The organism is Desulfoluna sp. CLI2B (assembly GCF_056847375.1).
In genome coordinates this window covers 960,762-977,811 of record NZ_CP186557.1, presented here as the reverse complement: position 1 = coordinate 977,811, position 17,050 = coordinate 960,762, and the positions used below count along the sequence as shown (strand labels likewise).

17 protein-coding genes and 1 tRNA gene are annotated in these 17,050 nt (G+C 56.8%); 7 read left to right on the top strand and 11 right to left on the bottom strand.

Annotated features, from left to right (window positions below):
* Positions 1 to 19 precede the first annotated feature (19 nt).
* On the top strand, positions 20 to 277 hold the full coding sequence (locus ACOYW2_RS04710) for a helix-turn-helix domain-containing protein (RefSeq protein WP_482417230.1): 258 nt from the start codon (positions 20 to 22) through the stop codon (positions 275 to 277).
* Positions 278 to 307: 30 nt separating this feature from the next.
* Positions 308 to 1,405, top strand: a complete 1,098-nt coding sequence (locus ACOYW2_RS04705) for a tyrosine-type recombinase/integrase (protein ID WP_482769575.1) — start codon at positions 308 to 310, stop codon at positions 1,403 to 1,405.
* Positions 1,406 to 1,703: 298 nt separating this feature from the next.
* Here ACOYW2_RS04705 and ACOYW2_RS04700 read toward each other — a convergent pair.
* Positions 1,704 to 1,790: transfer RNA gene (locus ACOYW2_RS04700), tRNA-Leu, on the bottom strand.
* 228 nt (positions 1,791 to 2,018) lie between these two features.
* Here ACOYW2_RS04700 and ACOYW2_RS04695 point away from each other — a divergent pair.
* The 3 genes from ACOYW2_RS04695 to ACOYW2_RS04685 all read left to right on the top strand — a co-directional run bounded on the left by ACOYW2_RS04695 (position 2,019) and on the right by ACOYW2_RS04685 (position 4,142).
* Positions 2,019 to 2,621 carry a Maf family protein gene (locus tag ACOYW2_RS04695; protein WP_482769574.1) on the top strand — a complete coding sequence of 201 codons (603 nt, stop codon included), beginning with the start codon at positions 2,019 to 2,021 and terminating at the stop codon, positions 2,619 to 2,621.
* A 6-nt stretch (positions 2,622 to 2,627) separates the two neighbouring features.
* Complete coding sequence (locus ACOYW2_RS04690) at positions 2,628 to 3,323, top strand: YggS family pyridoxal phosphate-dependent enzyme (protein ID WP_482769573.1); 696 nt, start codon at positions 2,628 to 2,630, stop codon at positions 3,321 to 3,323.
* Positions 3,324 to 3,578: 255 nt separating this feature from the next.
* Positions 3,579 to 4,142 (top strand): epoxyqueuosine reductase QueH, encoded by a 564-nt coding sequence (locus ACOYW2_RS04685; RefSeq protein ID WP_482421918.1) that lies wholly within the window; start codon positions 3,579 to 3,581, stop codon positions 4,140 to 4,142.
* A 104-nt stretch (positions 4,143 to 4,246) separates the two neighbouring features.
* On the opposite strand, the gene ACOYW2_RS04680 is transcribed toward ACOYW2_RS04685, so the two are convergent.
* The 9 genes from ACOYW2_RS04680 to ACOYW2_RS04640 all read right to left on the bottom strand — a co-directional run bounded on the left by ACOYW2_RS04680 (position 4,247) and on the right by ACOYW2_RS04640 (position 13,759).
* A complete protein-coding gene (locus ACOYW2_RS04680) occupies positions 4,247 to 6,574 on the bottom strand; it encodes a GspE/PulE family protein (RefSeq protein ID WP_482769572.1) in 2,328 nt (775 codons plus the stop codon).
* 330 nt (positions 6,575 to 6,904) lie between these two features.
* Positions 6,905 to 7,111: a hypothetical protein gene (locus tag ACOYW2_RS04675; RefSeq protein ID WP_180147034.1), complete on the bottom strand. Its 207-nt coding sequence runs from the start codon at positions 7,109 to 7,111 to the stop codon at positions 6,905 to 6,907.
* 120 nt (positions 7,112 to 7,231) lie between these two features.
* Positions 7,232 to 7,849: a hypothetical protein gene (locus tag ACOYW2_RS04670; protein WP_482421914.1), complete on the bottom strand. Its 618-nt coding sequence runs from the start codon at positions 7,847 to 7,849 to the stop codon at positions 7,232 to 7,234.
* Positions 7,827 to 9,023 carry an ABC-F family ATP-binding cassette domain-containing protein gene (locus tag ACOYW2_RS04665; RefSeq protein WP_482769571.1) on the bottom strand — a complete coding sequence of 399 codons (1,197 nt, stop codon included), beginning with the start codon at positions 9,021 to 9,023 and terminating at the stop codon, positions 7,827 to 7,829. Before ACOYW2_RS04665 ends, ACOYW2_RS04670 begins: the two co-directional genes overlap by 23 nt.
* A 298-nt stretch (positions 9,024 to 9,321) precedes the next feature.
* Complete coding sequence (locus ACOYW2_RS04660; protein ID WP_482769570.1) at positions 9,322 to 9,759, bottom strand: MaoC family dehydratase; 438 nt, start codon at positions 9,757 to 9,759, stop codon at positions 9,322 to 9,324.
* Between the two features lie 89 nt (positions 9,760 to 9,848).
* Positions 9,849 to 10,964 (bottom strand): class III poly(R)-hydroxyalkanoic acid synthase subunit PhaC, encoded by a 1,116-nt coding sequence (gene phaC, locus ACOYW2_RS04655; protein WP_482769569.1) that lies wholly within the window; start codon positions 10,962 to 10,964, stop codon positions 9,849 to 9,851.
* Between the two features lie 12 nt (positions 10,965 to 10,976).
* Entirely contained in the window at positions 10,977 to 12,137 is a 1,161-nt protein-coding gene (locus ACOYW2_RS04650; RefSeq protein WP_482769568.1) for a poly(R)-hydroxyalkanoic acid synthase subunit PhaE, read from the bottom strand.
* 393 nt (positions 12,138 to 12,530) lie between these two features.
* Positions 12,531 to 12,914, bottom strand: coding sequence for a hypothetical protein (locus tag ACOYW2_RS04645; RefSeq protein ID WP_482769567.1), 384 nt, complete (start codon positions 12,912 to 12,914; stop codon positions 12,531 to 12,533).
* A 134-nt stretch (positions 12,915 to 13,048) separates the two neighbouring features.
* A complete protein-coding gene (locus ACOYW2_RS04640; protein ID WP_482769566.1) occupies positions 13,049 to 13,759 on the bottom strand; it encodes a LysM peptidoglycan-binding domain-containing protein in 711 nt (236 codons plus the stop codon).
* Positions 13,760 to 13,919: 160 nt separating this feature from the next.
* Here ACOYW2_RS04640 and ACOYW2_RS04635 point away from each other — a divergent pair, with 160 nt between their 5' ends.
* The gene (locus tag ACOYW2_RS04635) at positions 13,920 to 14,126 is read left to right on the top strand and encodes a cytoplasmic protein (protein WP_482417241.1); all 207 of its coding nucleotides are present in this window, start codon (positions 13,920 to 13,922) and stop codon (positions 14,124 to 14,126) included.
* Positions 14,127 to 14,273: 147 nt separating this feature from the next.
* A complete protein-coding gene (locus tag ACOYW2_RS04630) occupies positions 14,274 to 16,064 on the top strand; it encodes an ARMT1-like domain-containing protein (protein WP_482769565.1) in 1,791 nt (596 codons plus the stop codon).
* 85 nt (positions 16,065 to 16,149) lie between these two features.
* Here ACOYW2_RS04630 and ACOYW2_RS04625 read toward each other — a convergent pair whose 3' ends face one another.
* Positions 16,150 to 16,827 carry a response regulator gene (locus ACOYW2_RS04625; RefSeq protein WP_482769564.1) on the bottom strand — a complete coding sequence of 226 codons (678 nt, stop codon included), beginning with the start codon at positions 16,825 to 16,827 and terminating at the stop codon, positions 16,150 to 16,152.
* Positions 16,828 to 17,050 lie beyond the last annotated feature (223 nt).

The window sequence follows — 17,050 nt, the reverse complement described above, 5'->3', positions numbered from 1 at the left end:
ATACAATGGAGTTGGTTTCATGGAGTTGACACACAGTGACATGGAGGCGATGGCGGCGGCCATCGCGGGAAAAGTGGCGGACACCCTGCGGGCGGAGCAGACCGTTCAACGGTGGCTCACCCTGGAGGAAGCGGCGGGGTATGCCAAGGCGTCCAAGAACACCCTGCGCGGCTGGATCAATGCCGGGTACATCTACGGGTTCAAGCGGACGGGAAAGCTGATCGTGGACCGGGAGTCCATCGACGCCTGGTACGCATCTGAAACAATTCAATTTTAACGCGAATAGCATCCACGGATTCAGATTGACATGGCAGTAAAGCTCTCTTACGGTGTCACCATGCCCAGGCTCTGGAGACACACCGAACACGATACCTACTACGCACTCTGGCAGGAGAACGGCAAACAGCGCCGCAAGGCCCTGTGCGTGCCGGGGTCCAAGCGCGCCACCAAAGACCCGAAGCTGGCCCGGAAGCTCTTCACCCAGTTCACCCGCCAGCTCATGACCGGGCAGGTGGCCGCCATGAAGACCGGCATGGCCAAAAGCTTCGGGGATTTTAAAAAGGAGTTTCTGGACTATGTGGAGACAAACCGGTCGGAGGGGACCTTCCTTGCGTACAAGCAGGGACTGAACAAGGCCTCCTCCTGCTGGGGGGATACCACGGATGTGAACCAGATCAACACCCGCCACCTGGACAAGCTGGGCAGCGACATGATCCGGGCGGGCCTGGCCCCGGCCACGGTGAACAAACACTACCGCCACGTGAAGGCCGCCCTGAAAAAAGCCCGGCAGTGGGAATACATCGACCACCCCATTGTTTTCCCCAAGCCCGTGAAAGAGCCCAAGAGCATCCGCTACATTCCCAAGGAGCACATGGCCCGGATCATGGCCCACATCGAGGAGCCGGAGTTCTACGACTTCTGCACCCTCTCCTGCTACCTGGGCCTCAGAAACGGCGAGGCCCTGCGCCTGACCCTGGCCGACGTGGACAACCCGCCCGACTACCTGCGCATCGTGCCCCTGCAGAAAAACCGGAAAGAGTCCCGGGTGCCCATCAACGCCACGGCCCGGGAAACCCTCTCCCGATGCATGGCCCGGGCCAGGGAGAAGAAGCGTCAAAAGATCTTCTGCTGGACGTCCCGCACCCACACCGGGCACAAGTTCAAACGGGCCGTGCGGGCCGCCGGGTTCGAGAACTACCGCTTCCACGACCTCCGCCACACCTTCGCCTCCTACCTGGCCATGGGCGGCGCCAACCTCCAGGCCATCCAGGAGCTCATGCGCCACGAGTCCATGGCCTCCACCCTCATCTATTCCAAGCTCTCCCCGGATCACCTCAAGGCCGCCTCAGAACAATTTTGCCTTACCTTAGGCCCCATGCCCCTCCCCACCTGCACAGATGAATAAGAAAAGATTTTGCCCCAGGGGCGCACATGCTCCGGGGCATCGCCCCTTCCCATGTGGTGACGGACTGCGCCCGTGCGTGACTTTTTTTGTGAGGTGCCACGGGGTGGCCATGGCAAAGGGGAAGCATTGGTTCAATGAGAGGGGGTTCGGCGGGGCGTATTCATTTTTCAACTGTAATGAAACTGTAATGAAAAACGGCCGATTTTGGCCCATTTTGTTACAGTATGAACGCAAAAAAGTTTCTTACCCATTGGCAAGAAACTTTTTACAAGATACCGAAATCGCATATGAATTTTTATGGTACCCGGAACGAGAATCGAACTCGTACAGCCTTGCGGCCGAGGGATTTTAAGTCCCTTGCGTCTACCAGTTCCGCCATCCGGGCAGAGCATAAAAATGGCCCTGTTCGACGTGTGTCGAAAGGACTGTATCTCTTTACTCGATTTTTTTTTGAATGGCAACCGACAATTTGGGGCTGAAGGATTTTAAGCTCCTTCGTAGCCTGAAAGGGGAAAGAAGCGCCCCGGCCCCCTGATGGCAAGGGGATGGGGCCACGCGGCTTATTTTACGGTGCGCCTTGCAACCCGGATTTATTTCTGCTACAACCCCCGAAATGAAAGAAAATCAACATATTGATACACAACGACTTGTCCTTGCATCCCAGTCTCCCCGACGGAAAGATCTCCTTGAAGAAGCCGGAGTCCTTATAGATATCCTCCCCAGCTGTGCCGATGAAGTCCTTCCGGAAGGGGTGGCGCCTTCGGGCTGCGCCATGGCCCTGGCCCGGCTCAAGGCGCGGGACGTCGCCGAAACCCACCCCGAACGATGGGTCCTGGGGGCCGATACCATCGTGGTGGTGGATGACACGATTCTCGGCAAGCCTGACTCAGCAGACGACGCGCGACGCATGCTGTCCCTTTTGTCCGGCCGCAACCATCAGGTGTGCACCGGGTTCTGCCTGATCAACAAGGCCCTTGAACGGGAAATCTGTGACGTTGTGGTCACCGACGTCACCTTCAAAGCGCTGTCCGAAGCTGAGATAAGCTGGTATATTGGCACGGATGAGCCCTTTGACAAGGCCGGTGCCTATGGAATCCAGGGCAAAGGGGCCTTCCTGGTAAGAGGGATCAAGGGCTCATACACCAACGTGGTGGGACTGCCCGTCTGCGAAGTGGTGGAACATTTAAAGGACATCGATCTGGTGGAGTTCAGATAGCACGAGATGAAAGATCGCATTGAACGTATTGAAAAGCAGATAAGAGAAGCCGCCGAAAAGGCCGGACGCAACCCCGACGAGATCCGACTCGTTGCCGTCAGCAAAATCAAACCCGCGGACATGGTCAGAGAAGCCAGGGACGCCGGTCAGACAATCTTCGGCGAGAACTACATCCAGGAAGCCGTAGCCAAAATCGAGGAGGTCGGAGACGACAGCATCGAATGGCACTTCATCGGCCACCTCCAGAGCAAAAAGTCGAAGTACGCGGCCGGGGTATTTACCCTGATCCACTCGGTGGACAGCCTGAAGCTGGCCAAAGAGATCAACAAACAGGCGGCCAAAAAAGAAGTGGTTCAGCCCATCCTGATCCAGGTCAACACCAGCGGCGAAGAGAGCAAGTCCGGCACCACGGCCGAGGAGGTCATTGAGCTGGTGCGAGACGTGGCAACCCTGGAACACGTTGCCGTCAAGGGCCTCATGACCATGCCCGCCTTTTTTGATGACCCTGAAGGGGCCCGGCCCTATTTCCGGCAGCTGAGGCTCATCAGGGACCGTATTGAGGCCCTGGGCATTCCCGGCGTGGAGATGAAGGAACTCTCCATGGGCATGAGCGGAGACTTTGAGGTAGCCATCGAAGAGGGCGCCACCCTGGTGCGTGTGGGCACGGCCATCTTCGGCGCACGGGACTATTCTGCAAAGTAAGGGCATGCCGCCTCCGGTGGCCCCCGCCGGAGGCCAAACTTTTCAAAAGTTAGACAAGCAGGTTTCAAGGGCTATTTCGGTTTTTTCCAAAAGAGTTGGTTTTCCGGTGGCCTTGTTTTGGTCCTCCGCCCCGTTGGAGCTGAGGACCAAAAGGGAATGTAACCGAAAAATTTTTTGCGGCGCGCTACGCCGCAGGCTTTTGCACAGACGGGACCTTATATTTAAAAAAGCGCCCGCAGGAGGCACTGAGCGACCATGAAAATTTTGATGCACACATGCTGCGGCCCCTGCGCCATCTACCCGACACGGGTGCTTCGCGAAGCTGGCCACACCTTGATGGGCTTTTTTTACCGCCACAACATCCACCCCTTCACCGAGTGCATGAAGCGTGAAGAGGCCATGCAGCAGTTTGCCGAATCCTGTGATTTAAGGATGATCTACCAGGAGGGATACGAGCTGGAGGCCTTTCTCCGGGGCGCCGCCTTCCGGGAACAGGACCGCTGCCGGGTCTGCTATCACGACCGGCTCCGGGCCACGGCCCTTCTTGCCAAACGCGGTAAATTCGAAGCCTTCACCTCCACCCTTCTCTACAGCCGTCACCAGAACCACGAACTCATCCGAAGCATCGGCGAGTCACTGGGCAGGCAGGTGGGCGTAAAATTCTACTATGAAGATTTTCGCCCGGGCTGGAAGGAGGGCATCGATACCTCCAAAGAGATGGGCCTGTACCGGCAGCAGTATTGCGGATGTATTTACAGCGAAAAGGATCGGTACGCGAAAGAGATCAAAAAGGTAAAACAGGTGATAGGTGATAGGTGATAGGTGATAGGTGATAGGGCCCTGCCCCTTTGCGCCCCGCGATACAATAAAAAAGGGCGACCCCACGGTCGCCCTTTACTGTTTCAGTATCCTTCCCTACCTAATTACCTATCCCCTTTTTTTTCCGAGTAACCGCCACCCCTCTTACACACCTTCCTCACCTGCAACAGGTCACAATACCCCTGAAAAATCTTTGCGATACCGTCTTGCTTCAGGCTGGTCATGCCGTCACGGACGGCCTGGTCCCGCAGCTCCTCCATGCGGGCGCTGGTCTGGATCAGCTTGCGCATCTCATCGGTGCCTTCCAGAAGTTCATGGATACCCATACGGCCCCGGTAGCCCGTGTTGCTGCACTTGTCACAGCCTTTGGGGCGATGCAGCATCAGGTCATCCGTAGGGAATTCTTGAAACTCATCGAACTCCTCCTGGCTGCCAAACTCCCTCACCAGTTCATCGTACTCGTCACGGCTGGGGTGGTACTCCTCTTTGCAATCCTTGCACAGGGTCCGCACCAGGCGCTGGGCCAGAATGCAGAGGATGGCGTCGGCAAAGTTGAATGGATCCATGCCCATGTCGAGGAGACGGGTGATACTTTCGGGCGCGCTGTTGGTGTGAAGGGTGGAGAAAACGAGGTGACCTGTGAGGGAGGCCTCGATGCCGATATGGGTGGTCTCACGGTCACGCATCTCCCCCACCATGATGACGTCGGGGTCGGCCCGGAGAAAGGCCCGCATGGCCGCAGCAAAGTCGAAACCGATCTTCTGCTGCACCTGGACCTGCCTGAGGCCCTTCTGAGTGATCTCCACCGGGTCCTCGGCCGTCCAGATCTTGCGTTCCTCGTCGTTGATCTTGGCCAGGGCGGAGTGGAGGGTGGTGGTCTTGCCGGAGCCCGTGGGGCCGCAGACAAAGATGATCCCGTAAGGCTTGTTGATCATCTCCACGAATTTATCGAAGTTCCGGTCGGAAAAGCGCATGTCCTCCAAGGGAATGGGCTCTCCGGCCGCCAGGATCCTCAGCACCACATCTTCCATGCCGCCCTGGGTGGGCACGGTGGCCACACGAAGCTCCACGTCAAGGCCGCCGTAACGCTTGAACTTGATCTTGCCGTCCTGGGGCTTGCGGCGCTCGGCAATGTCCAGGTCACACATGATCTTGAGGCGCGAGACAATGGCATTCCGGTACTGGTAGGGAATGGTCTGGTAGACCGCGCAGGCACCGTCGGTACGAAAGCGAACCTTGGTGTTCTCCTTGCCCGGATAGGGCTCGATATGGATATCCGAAACCCCTCGGTTGTAAGCATCGATAATGATCTTGTTCACCAGCTGGACCACCACGCTGCTCTCTTCGCTCAGGCTGCTTTCGGCCTCTTCGATCTCATCTTCTTCATCGGCCAGCTGAGAAATGATGTCGTCAATGGAGGATTGCTGCTTTTCGTCCTGGGTAAACAGGGTGATGTAGTCAAGGATATCCTCCCGAAAGGAGATAAAGGGTTCCAGCTCCCTTCCAGGGAAAAGCACGCGAATCTGCCCCATCTTCTGGGCATCGTGGGGGTCGTCCACGATGATAACCACCTTATCCCCCTCGGACCTCAGGGGCACCCAGTGGTTGTTGCGCATAAAGGGTACCTTCAGGTCCTCTAAAAGCTCTCCGGGGATGGGCATGCTGCTGTTGTACTCCACAAAGGGGGCCTTGTAGTAGCGGCTCAGGGCCTCGCCCACGTCACCTTTGGGAATGTTAAACCGGGAGAGGAGCACCTTCTCCACCGTCTCGCCGGTCTCCCTGGCCATCCGTTCGGCCTGGGACAGCTCCTTCTGGGTCATGATGTGATTTTCCAGGAGGTAGTCGAACTTGCTTTTCTTGTTTCGCGCCGCACGCTTCTGGTTGTACAAGGCGATCCCGATGATCTTGGCGATCTCCTGGAGGTTCTCTTCGTCCTGTGCGGTAAAGACATCCCCCTGCTTGCGGTTCATGAGCTGAACAGCGCCGAGGAGGTAAGTTTTGTAGAGGATGGGAACCACCAGCATCTGCCGGGTCACAAAGCCTGTCCTGCGGTCCCAGCTGGAGTCAAAGGTAATGCTCGGGTCGATGGCGGCCAGCTCCTGATTGTCGTGGACATCCTTGATGTTCAGGAGGCTTTTTTTAAGGACACTGTAGCCGGCGATGCTGGAGGTGGTGATGGACAGGCGGATCTCGTCGATCTCCGTGCCGGTCTTAAACCGGGAAACGATCTCCCGTTTGACCCCGTCCACGTAGTAGATGGTGATGCGTTCGGCTTCAAAGAGGGACTTTATCTCATCTTTGAGATGAATGATGATGTCGTCCAGGTTCACCGCAGCGTAAATTTTGTTGCAGATGTCCTGAAGACGGGTACGGTAGGTCACTTCCTGCTGAAGGTTTTCGACTTCGCTCACCCCGTTGGTCGCTCCGCTCACAGCCCACTCCTTTGCTAATCACCGCATGGGCGACCCTGTAAGGGCCCTCGCAACGGAAAAGGGGACGGCACTTGGGGGGGGGGTCGCCATCGACATGAAAATCTATAATTTAGTGGATGAAGGTTCGTACCGCTTCTTTATGGGGATCGATCCGGTATCTTAGGTGTCCCTGATCCCGGGTGCAGGGTATCGGCGGGATGGTATCGCCCTCATGTCACATGTTTTTTCCTTGTGACGCCGGTACGAACAACTTGTTTAAGGTTAATGCAAACCTCGGAAGATATAAACCTTTTTTATTTTTCGTGCATCCTTACCCTTCACAGGGCCGGGTCAGGAATCTTCGTCTGTATTTCCCTTGAGCTTCTGGATGCCGCCGCCCATAAGAAGGATACTGATGAGATAAAAACAGAATTTCATTAGCAGGACCGTCCCGCCGGATAGCTCCCGGATTTCCTGAATTTGTCGCGCTTTGGACGGAATGGTAAAAAACATGGCCAGCCCCATCAGCAGCAGCATGGCACCCCAAACTTTTTTCATCGCCTCTCCCCCTTATCGTCTCCACTCAGATACCCGCCGGACGGCCCTTTCCGGCCCTACACCGGACGCATTGGCAAAGGCCCCTGTCACGCAGCCCCCGCAATCTCTTGCCGCACCAGCTTACACAGCGCCGCCGAGTTCTTCAAGCTCCGCGTTGAACGAGGCCTCCAAACGGTCCAGCTCATCGGACAGGGTCTCAAGCACCTCAAACCCCTCGTCGATGACGGCATTGTGATGGTGCAACTCCTTGGACAAAGAGGTAATCAGGGCCGAATCCCCGCCCTGGGTGGCTTCAAGCAGAGCCTCATTGATCCGGTCGATCTCTTTTTCACTGGTATCGATGGCCTCCTCGGCAGCAGTCATCTTCTTTCGCAGGGGGGCCGTCTCTTTGTTTCGCCGTGAGATAATGGCGGAACGCAACTTGCGGCTCTCTTTTTTTCCCACGGATTTCTTAGGGGCCGGCGCCTCCGCCTCATCCATGGCAAGGGTTTCCGATACGGCGCCTTCGGGCTCATCGCCCCACCCCACTTTGTTGAGGAACTCGGCGTAGGTACCGTCAAACACCTCCACCCCGCCGTTGCGGAACACCACCAGACGGGTGGCCACCGCGTGGAGAAACATCTCGTTATGGGTGACCATCACCACCGTGCCGTCAAAGTTGTCCACGGCGGCCATGAGGGAATCGCAGGACTCCATGTCCAGGTGGTTGGTGGGTTCATCCAGAAACAGAAGGTTCAAAGGCGTCACCAGCAGTTTGCCGCACGTCGCCCGAGTCTTTCTTCTCCCCACCGGAGAGCACCGAGCACTTTTTCAGTGCCTTGTCCCCTTCAAACATCATGGCCCCGCAGATGTTTCTCGCCTGTTGGCGTTCCACATCGGGGTGGGCGTAGAGGATCTCTTCTTCCACGGTGCGCATGGGGTTGATGCTGCTGACGTTGGTCTGCTCGTAAAACCCGGGGGCTGCCGAGGGGTGATGGGTGATGGTACCGGTCTTGGGCGCCAGCTCCCCTGCCAGGAGCTTCAACAGAGTGGTCTTGCCCCGCCCGTTCTGGCCCACCACGCAGATGCGATCCCTTGCCCCCAGGGTGAGGGAAAAGTCGCGGATCAGCTCCGGCCCACCATCGTACCCGAAGGAGAGGTTCTCGGCCGTGTAGAGCTGCTTGCCCTTGATGGGGCAGCTTCGGAAACTGAATCCCAGTGTATCCAGGGAAGCCAGCTTGTCTTTTTTCTCCATTTTGTTCAGGGTCTTCACGCGGGACTGCACCATGTTGGCAAGGCGCGCCTTGGCCCGGAATCTGGAGATGAAAAGCTCCATCTCTTTTCGCTTTTTCTCGTCGTTGAGACGGGTCTTCTCGTAGATCTCCTCTTCCTGGGCGATCTGGGTATAGCAGGCCTCGGTGTTGCCCGTGACCTTGCGAGCGCGGCCCCTGTGGATCCCCACGGTATGGCTCACCACACGGTCCATGAATCCCCGGTCGTGGGTGATGAGCAGCAGCTCACGGGGCCAGGCCTTCAGAAAGCCCTCAATCCAGCGGATGGAGGTGATGTCCAGGTAGTTGGTGGGTTCGTCCAGAAGCAGCAGGTCCGGATCTGAGACCAGTACTCGTGCCAGGTTCAGGCGCACCTGGAATCCTCCGGAAAAAGATCCGGGATGTTTTCCCATGGCTTCCTGGGAGAACCCCAAGCCAGCCAGGATCTTCTCCACCTTCCAGAGCTGATCCGCCTCATGCTCGGGCAACCCGAGGGCGGCTTCCGCAAGGACCGTCTCTTCGGTAAAGCGGATATGCTGCGTTACGTAACCGAGACGATAGTTTTTCGGAATGGTCACCTGGCCCGAATCGGGCTCTTCCTCCCCGGTAATCAGTCGAAAAAGGGTGGTTTTTCCATGGCCGTTACGGCCCACCAGCCCCACACGTTCCCGTGTGTTGATCTTGAAGCTGACGTCATCAAAGAGTTGCTGCCCACCATAACTTTTGGTGATATTTTCAAGGTCACCATGGGTCTCCCAGAATTACCTTGGTCCGGTTGATTCCAACGCTTCCGCAGAAAATATGCGGGTTATATCGGAGGGCTGTCCCCTTGTCAACGCCGGGGCAGGTTCCCGGAGTTCCGTGAAACGTCCCGGTCACGCAAAAAAGCCCCCGGTTCCCCTGTGTTAAGGCTTGGGGTAACGGGGGCTCTCATGGACACCGGCCTGTGGCGGCGATCCGTCAGGAGGCCTTTACCGCTCTTTTTTTCATGGGACTCATCAGGGCGGTCCCCGTGATCACCACGGTGCCATCCTGATTGGTGCAGACCGTCTCAAGGATCACGCGATTCTTTTCGGCCATCACCTCCACCACCTCGGCCCGCGCCGTGATGGTATCGCCGATATACACCGGCGCCGTAAACTTGAGTTCCTGGCTCAGATAGACGGCCCCCGGCCCCGGCAGGTGCGTTCCCAGCACATTGGAGATAAGGCCGGCCGACAGCATGCCGTGGGCGATGCGCCGCTTGAAAAACGTCCCGCTGGCATAATGCTCGTTCACGTGGGCCGGGTTAAAATCCCCCGTCACCCCGGCAAAGGTGTAGACATCCGATTCAGAGATGGTCTTGGCCACCTCGGCGTGATCTCCCACGGCTATGTCATCGATGCTTTTCCCGTTCATGCCCTCTCCTTGTTCGCCTTACCGGTTCACCGCAGGCAAGGCTCTCCACAAGAGAGCAGCCTTGCCGGGGCTCTTCTGGCCCTGACGTGTCAAGTTGCAGACGTCCAGGCCGACAGGCCTCGTCCGGTTTCCCGATCGGCCAGCCACTGGATAATCTCCGGCGCAAACTCCTTCTGGGACCTGGAGCTCACGTAGATGCCGATGTGCCCGGTGTCGATGCAGAGATCCCGGGCATCCCGGCTTCCCACGGCACTGATCAACCGGTTGCAGGCCTCCGGTGGCACGAGGTGGTCCTTCTTTCCGTAGATGTTGAGAAGGGGCATGGTGATGTTTCTTAAATCCACGGTCTTGCCCCCCAGGACCATCTTGTTCTGGATCAGCAGGTTTTTCTGATAGCAGTCCGTGATAAACTGGCGGAAGGTGGCCCCGGGGACATCAGGGCTGTCGAAAATCCATTTTTCCATCCGCACAAAGTTCTCGACAAAATCCCTGTCCCCCATGTTCCTGGCAAAGTTGTTGTACTTATCCAGCATGAGACGGGCCGGGTTCAGCAGGAGAAACCCCAGGTTCATGACATCGGCCGGCATGTTCCCCCAGGCGCCGATGAGCTTGTCCACGTCCAATTCCCTCATCCAGCTGTGGAGAAACCCGGCATCGGTGTCGAAATTTGTGGGGGTAACGGTGGTGATGAGGCTGTTGACTTTTTCAGGGTGAAGCGCCGCATACATGGTGCTGAAGGTCCCCCCCATGCAGATCCCCATCAGGTTCAGGGTGGAGAGTTCCTCCCTTTCCAGCACCACGTCAACGATCTTGTCCATGTACCCGTTCACATGATCGTCGATGGTGAGGTGCTGGTCCTTGCGGGTGGGGTATCCCCAGTCCACCATGTACACGTCCAGGCCGCTCTCAAGGAAAATCTCCAGCACACTGCGTCCCGGCTGAAGATCCAGCATGGTCTCCCGGTTGATCAAGGCATACACCACCAGCAGGGGCCGCTGAAAAGCCTTCCGCTTGGTCTGTGCACGGTAGTGCTTCAGCTTCACGCGGTCGATCTCGAACACCACCTCAAAGGGCGTATCGGCAATGGTCGTGTCGAGCTCCGACTCAAAGACCTCCATCCCCCGGCGTGCTCTGTCCAGGCTGTCGGTACCGTACGCCATCAACGAGGTGAACGCATCCACCACAGGGTTTGCCATACCTTCCATGGAAGCGCCCTCCTATGGGGTTTTCCCGGCCGGTTTCGCCGTTGGTTTTGTCGGTTTTGAGGCCTTGTCCGGACTTTTCGCCGTCACAGGTGCAGACTGTTTCCCGGCGGGGGTCGCAGTGCGGGGCGTCTCGCTGGGCTTGGCCTGGGCCGACGGCGCCTTGGCTGTCTTTGCAGCCTCTTTTGGCTTCACAGCCGCTTTCGGTGCAGGCTTGGCTGCCTTGGGGGCGGCCTTGGGCTTTGCTGCTTTTTTTGGGGCGGGTTGCTGGGCTTGCGCAGCCTGAGTCAGTGCCTCCACAGAATTCTCAAGGGATGAAAGCGTCTTTTTGATGCTGTAAAGGTCCCTGTAAAGGTCGTCCAGGTCGTTTTCCGACGGGACGCCCATCAGTTTTAAAAAATCGCTGATGAAATTCTGACGAGCCATGTTGAACTCTCCCATGGCCGAAACCAGGCGTTTCAGGAGCCCCAGGTACTCCTCGGAACCGTACAGAGTGAAGTAGCCCTGCTCCAGCTCCTTGAGCCATGTTTCGTACACGGATTCAGGGGTCAGGGTGCGACGCTGCTCGTCGGTGAGCCCCTCAATGGTGACCTGCACCATGCGCATGGACTGCTCCAGGGGTGAGAACATGAGGAACATGTACTCGCCCAGGGTCAACAGGAACTGGTTTCCCTTCTCCACCACTTCAACAACCTTCTCCTGGTAATTTCGCGAAAGCCCCAGGGGAGGAATGGAGATGAACCGGTTCATCTCACCGGACATCATCTTGAACATCTCTTTAAAGGTGCCTTTTCCGCTGAACATATCCGGAACGCCCATGCCGAAGGCCTGCTGCCCCCATCCCATGGAGGGGCTGAAGCCATCGCCCATGGAGACAAAATTCTCCCAGCCACTCTTGGCCATTTTCTCAAACTGTTTGAAGCCCTCTTCCCTTACCTTTTCAAACTGACCGGCAAAGGTCTCCGGCGTACACGACTCCTGAAACTGTTTCCATGCGTCCATGGCTGGTTCCCAGGGCTCCCAGGGGTTGTACTCACCGGATCCCGTACCGCCTGCGCCAGACTCCTGGCCGGGCCAGGTAAAGCCCGCCATGCCCTCCCAAAATCGCGTTGAATTCCTGACCACCGCATCCATAAACTGAGAGGGATCCATTCCTTTTGAATCTTTACGGGTCATGTCCTTTTCCTTCTTTCATTATGCAATCAGGTTAACGTGCTGAGACCAAAGCAAAGGAAACAGCCCAGCCGAACAGAAAGGCTCGGGCTTTCCTGTGTTCATCGTTGGGCGTGGCAATGACGGATTGTGTGGCTGAAAATCGTAAAACGCCTGCCGGTGAAGGCCAGGAGGTTGCCGGGGTCAAGAATGGGAAAAGAAGGAAGGCGAGCAACTATGGGTTCGAATCGGCGAAGCATCCCCGGGAACCTGTGCACCGTTTATACCACTAAAAGCAGGAGCCCTGTCCATAAGGCCCACATCTCAATTTTTCGTGGAGATCTCCCAGGCAAACGAAATCACGGGACAATCCCCCGAAAATAGCGGGATAATCCTCCGGGAAATCATCACAGCCCGCTACCGGTCGCTGCGAAGGCCCTTGTCCGACGCAGGGTGACAGGTGCGAAGCGTCTCTTCAAGAAAGTGAAGCTCTTCAGACGTAAACACTTGTTTGGTTCGACAATATTCTGACTGGCGGGTGGCCCCGGGGCGGGGAGAGGGATCGGCGGCGAGTTTTTCGACCTGCTTCAAGGCATCGTCAATCACCTTGATCAACGCTTGCTGCCGTCTCTCGTCGAGGGGATTGGAAGCATGGACGGTGTAGGCTTTACGGCCCCCTGACAAGCGGGCCGAACTCTCCCCGTCGTTTTCGGGGCATGGCGGATCCAATTCGTTGATGAGACGCTGGCACGTGTCCATCAACGTATGAAACCGACGGGAGAGAAGGGTTGTATCATCCATGTCGTGCGGCTTGTCCATCAGTCCCTGGCCTTGGTTATGGGGTCAACCGGCTGTTGGTATGGAACGGAAAAACTGACAACTGCAATTCTAATGAAACCGGGTACAGGCGAAGAGGCGTTTGATTTTATATCGTATTATTTGACCCGTAATCGTTGACCGACATAGATACGGGTTTTGTCTTTCAGGCCGTTCATGTGGATCAGTTCTCGCTCGGAGATGTGATATCTCTTGCTGATCCTGTATAACGTCTCGCCTTTTTTTACGACGTGATAAGAAGAACGCGATGAAACCACGGGCCTGACGGGCAAGGCCCTTTTTTCTACTTTTACTACGTTATCTTTCGTTTTGACGGGATTGTCAACACTTTTTTCATGGCGTTCCAAACGCTTAGCAACCCCCACCACAAGGGATTGGAGTCCGTGCATCTGCTGCTTCAGGGTAGCGATCTCCCCCGGGTCACCCTGCCCCCCTTCAGCCAGGAGGCTTTCAAGCTTGAGAAGCCGGGCATCCAGCTCCCTGACCTGTGCAGCCAGCGCCTCCGAGGCGCCACCCGCCGCCACGGGGCCTGCCCCCTCCCCGCCTCCGCGGGATACCAGAAAAATCGAGCCCATAAGACAAAAAAGGCCGACACATACCAGGCCCACTGTTTTCAACGAAATAGACTTAACCATCACTTCCCCGATCGATCTGAACATTCTTCGCCCTTCAACAAGCATCAATCCATTGCCGCACATCATCATTATTTTGGGCACCATGCCTCTTTGGGCTGGTATTTTGGCAAGGCCCCCGGTTATGATAAATATGTAGCACAGCACCGGCTTCAAACCCAATTGAAAAGGGAACACGGAGCCGAACCGCCGGCCCGGATAGAAACGCCCTTAATTATTTCGGCCTCTCCGGGCCCCGGGTAACAAGACATGAAAAATCAGACAACCCATCAGGAGTAACGGCTTCACCATGAGCAAGCATACTTACCGTTTTGTTGAAGAATATACTGGAATTGCAATGTATGGATGGGATCTCGAAGGAGATCTCGACACCCTTAAATACTACCTTCAGAAGTTTTCCGACGACTCCTTCCTTGATCTGATCATGAAAAAGCTGGACCAGGAAGACCGCGACGCCATCTACAGCCTCCTGACGTCCCTTCTGAAAAAACATCTCACTGAACCGGAGTACCATCGCCACTTCCTCAAAGACGGCACCCATTGACACCGGTCGGCCGCCACCGACAAGCCCATCAATCACACTGTGGAGGTACCCCTTCCGGCCGGGAGATAATCCCGATCCGACGGGGATTCCACGGGGTTGACAGGCGGTTTTCCCCAACACCCTGAAAAAACCGACGGGAGAAAGACAATGCACCCTGCCCCCACCCCATCAACGGGCACCTACACACCGGGTCTCGACCCGGATACCGATGCATGGTTCACCACCTTTGTTCTTGAAAATCACCTGGACTACTTTGCCTATCCCGGAGAGGTCGCCACCCCGGAGCAGGTGAAGTTCATGGTGTTCCTCGATGAAAAGGAACGTTACTTTCCCTGTTCGGAGGCCACGTTCCGGGAGGTGATGAGCCGCGATCCTTCTCCCTACCTCCAGCAACGATATCTCACCGCCTTGAACCACATCCTCGACCTCATCGATGCCACCATCGAGGACCCCAAGGAGAGGGCCTACCTGACGACCCTCATCAAAACCAAATACGCCCACGAGACCCGTGATGAAATCATGATCCCCTCCCGGGTAGAAAAACGGCTCCTGCGCATCTTTCTCAACCGCACCCACATTGCCGATCCGTTTCAGGAAACCAAGATCAAGCGCAACGAAACAGCCGCAACATTCCTGGCTTCGCCCCTCTTCCGGGAGGCGTTCCAGCACATCGGGGATGCGGACATGACCCCGGCCCGGGCCATGACCCAGGTGCGCACCCGGCTGGACCACATGGCCGTCAGGCGATTTTTGAGCCTGCTCACCGCCCCTGAAATCTGGACGGGCAACCAGCCCTGCCCGGACACCGAAGAGGCCATTCAGGCCCTGTTCCAAAAGCCTGTTTCGGGCAATGCAGCCGACACGTTCTTCGACTTTCTCGGCATCCCCGCTTCCGGGGAACGCCACCAGGGCACCGAGCGGCGAACCCTTTTGTGGCTTGCCGACGAATCCGGCGAGGTCATGGTGGACCTGGCCCTGATCCGCTACCTGGTCAACCTGGGCCACAAGGTGGCCGTTGCTTTCAAGGCAGGCCCCCTCTTTTCCAAGGCCGAAATCCTGGGTACACAGGAAGACCCCACCCTCATGGAGGCCCTGGACGGCTCGTTTTTCATCCGCAGCGACTCCCTGACCAAAAACCAGCTCGTGGATATTCTGCGCCAGGAAAGCGACCTGCTGGTCCTCTCGGACGGGACCCACGAAAAACTCAACCTGCTTCTCACCTCCACCACCTTTGCCCGGCTGTTCAAAGAGGTGGACTGCATCGTGGCCCGCGGGCCGGAACAGAAAAACCGCCTCTTCGATACCCCCTTCCATTTCACCCAGGATGTCTTCAGCATCTGTGCCGACACCCGGGGGGTGACCATCGACTTCAACCCCAAGTCCCCCCAGGCCATCAAATTTTCCCACAAGGACCTGGAACGCAAAGCTCAGACCATCATCAGCGACATGAAAGCAGCCAAGAAGAAGGGCATGGCGGTCTCCTTCTACAGCGGCATCATCGGATCCATCCCGGGGAAAATCGATGTGGCCAAAAAAATCATGACCGTCTTTATCGCCCACCTTGAAGAGCAGTTCTCCCAGACCCACATCATCAACCCGTCCCTCTACTATGAACCGGGAATGGACGCAGACGACCTGATGTTCATGTGGGAAATCGTGCAGCGGAGCGGGTGCATCGACATCTGGCGTTTCCAGACCTACCAGGACATCGTCACCGCCTTCCAGCTCATGGGCCAGAAGGTCCCCCCCGAGTGGGTGGGCAAGGACGCCACCTACAGCACGGGGTGCACCAAGGAGATGAAAATCGCCATGGAGGTCCAGCAGGTGCACCCGGAGATGCAGATCATCGGCCCGGCCACGGAGAAATTCATGCGGCGCCGGGACTACGGCATCGGAAAGATGTACGACCAGCGCCTGGGACACGTGTCCCACGAATAAGGCGCCCCCAAATAAAAAACGGCGCGTTCGATGGACTCGAACGCGCCGTTGCATGTCTGTGTCACTCTCCCCGACGTTGGGGGCCCTACTCCTTCCAGAGTTCCACGTCAATCAGGCCAAGCCGGGCGGCATACCGCACCAGCTCCATGGTGGAATGGATGCCCAGCTTCTTCATGATGTTGGCCCGGTGATTCTCCACGGTCTTGGGGCTGATGCACAGCTTGTCGGCGATCTCCTTGGGGGTGGACCCTTCGGCCAGAAGGCGCATCACCTCCTGCTCCCGGGGTGTGAGGGAACCGTAATCCGCATCGGTGATCTTGGCGTCCTTCACCGGAAACTTCATGAGCTTCTCCATCACCTGGTGGGATACGGAGCTGTCCAGAAAATATTCGCCCTTCAGCACGGACTCAATGCCCTGAATCAACCGATCCGAAGCCGAATCTTTAGCCACGTACCCCGTGGCTCCGGCCTGAAAGGCCTCGGCAATGTAATCGATTTTGGAGTGCATGCTCACGATCATGATCTTGGTCTCCGGCAGGTAGGAGCGCATCTCCGTCGCCACCTGAACCCCGTTGATGTCCGGCAGCGATATATCCACCACCGACAGGTCCGGCTTGAGCTGGCGGGCCATCTTCAGGCCCTGTCGACCATTTCCGGCCTCTCCCACCACTTTAAAACGCTTGTCCCGTTCCACAATGGTCTTCAGCCCCTCCCTGAACAACGGATGGTCATCAATTATCAAAATATGTTTTGTCTGACTCACGGACGCATCTCCTCTGACTGTTCGGACATGTTGGCCCTTGCAAGATGGGGAAGTCGGTGGGGTCTTCCGTCAATTCGCATATTGCGAACGTTTGATCTTCTGAAAAAAACTTGTTTAGTAATAAAAAAGAGGGGGGCAACTGTCAATAGAATAAATCGGGAGTCGGAGCCCTGCATTGTGATACCAGGCACCGCAGGGCAACCCATGCGCCTTTGTGGTCGGA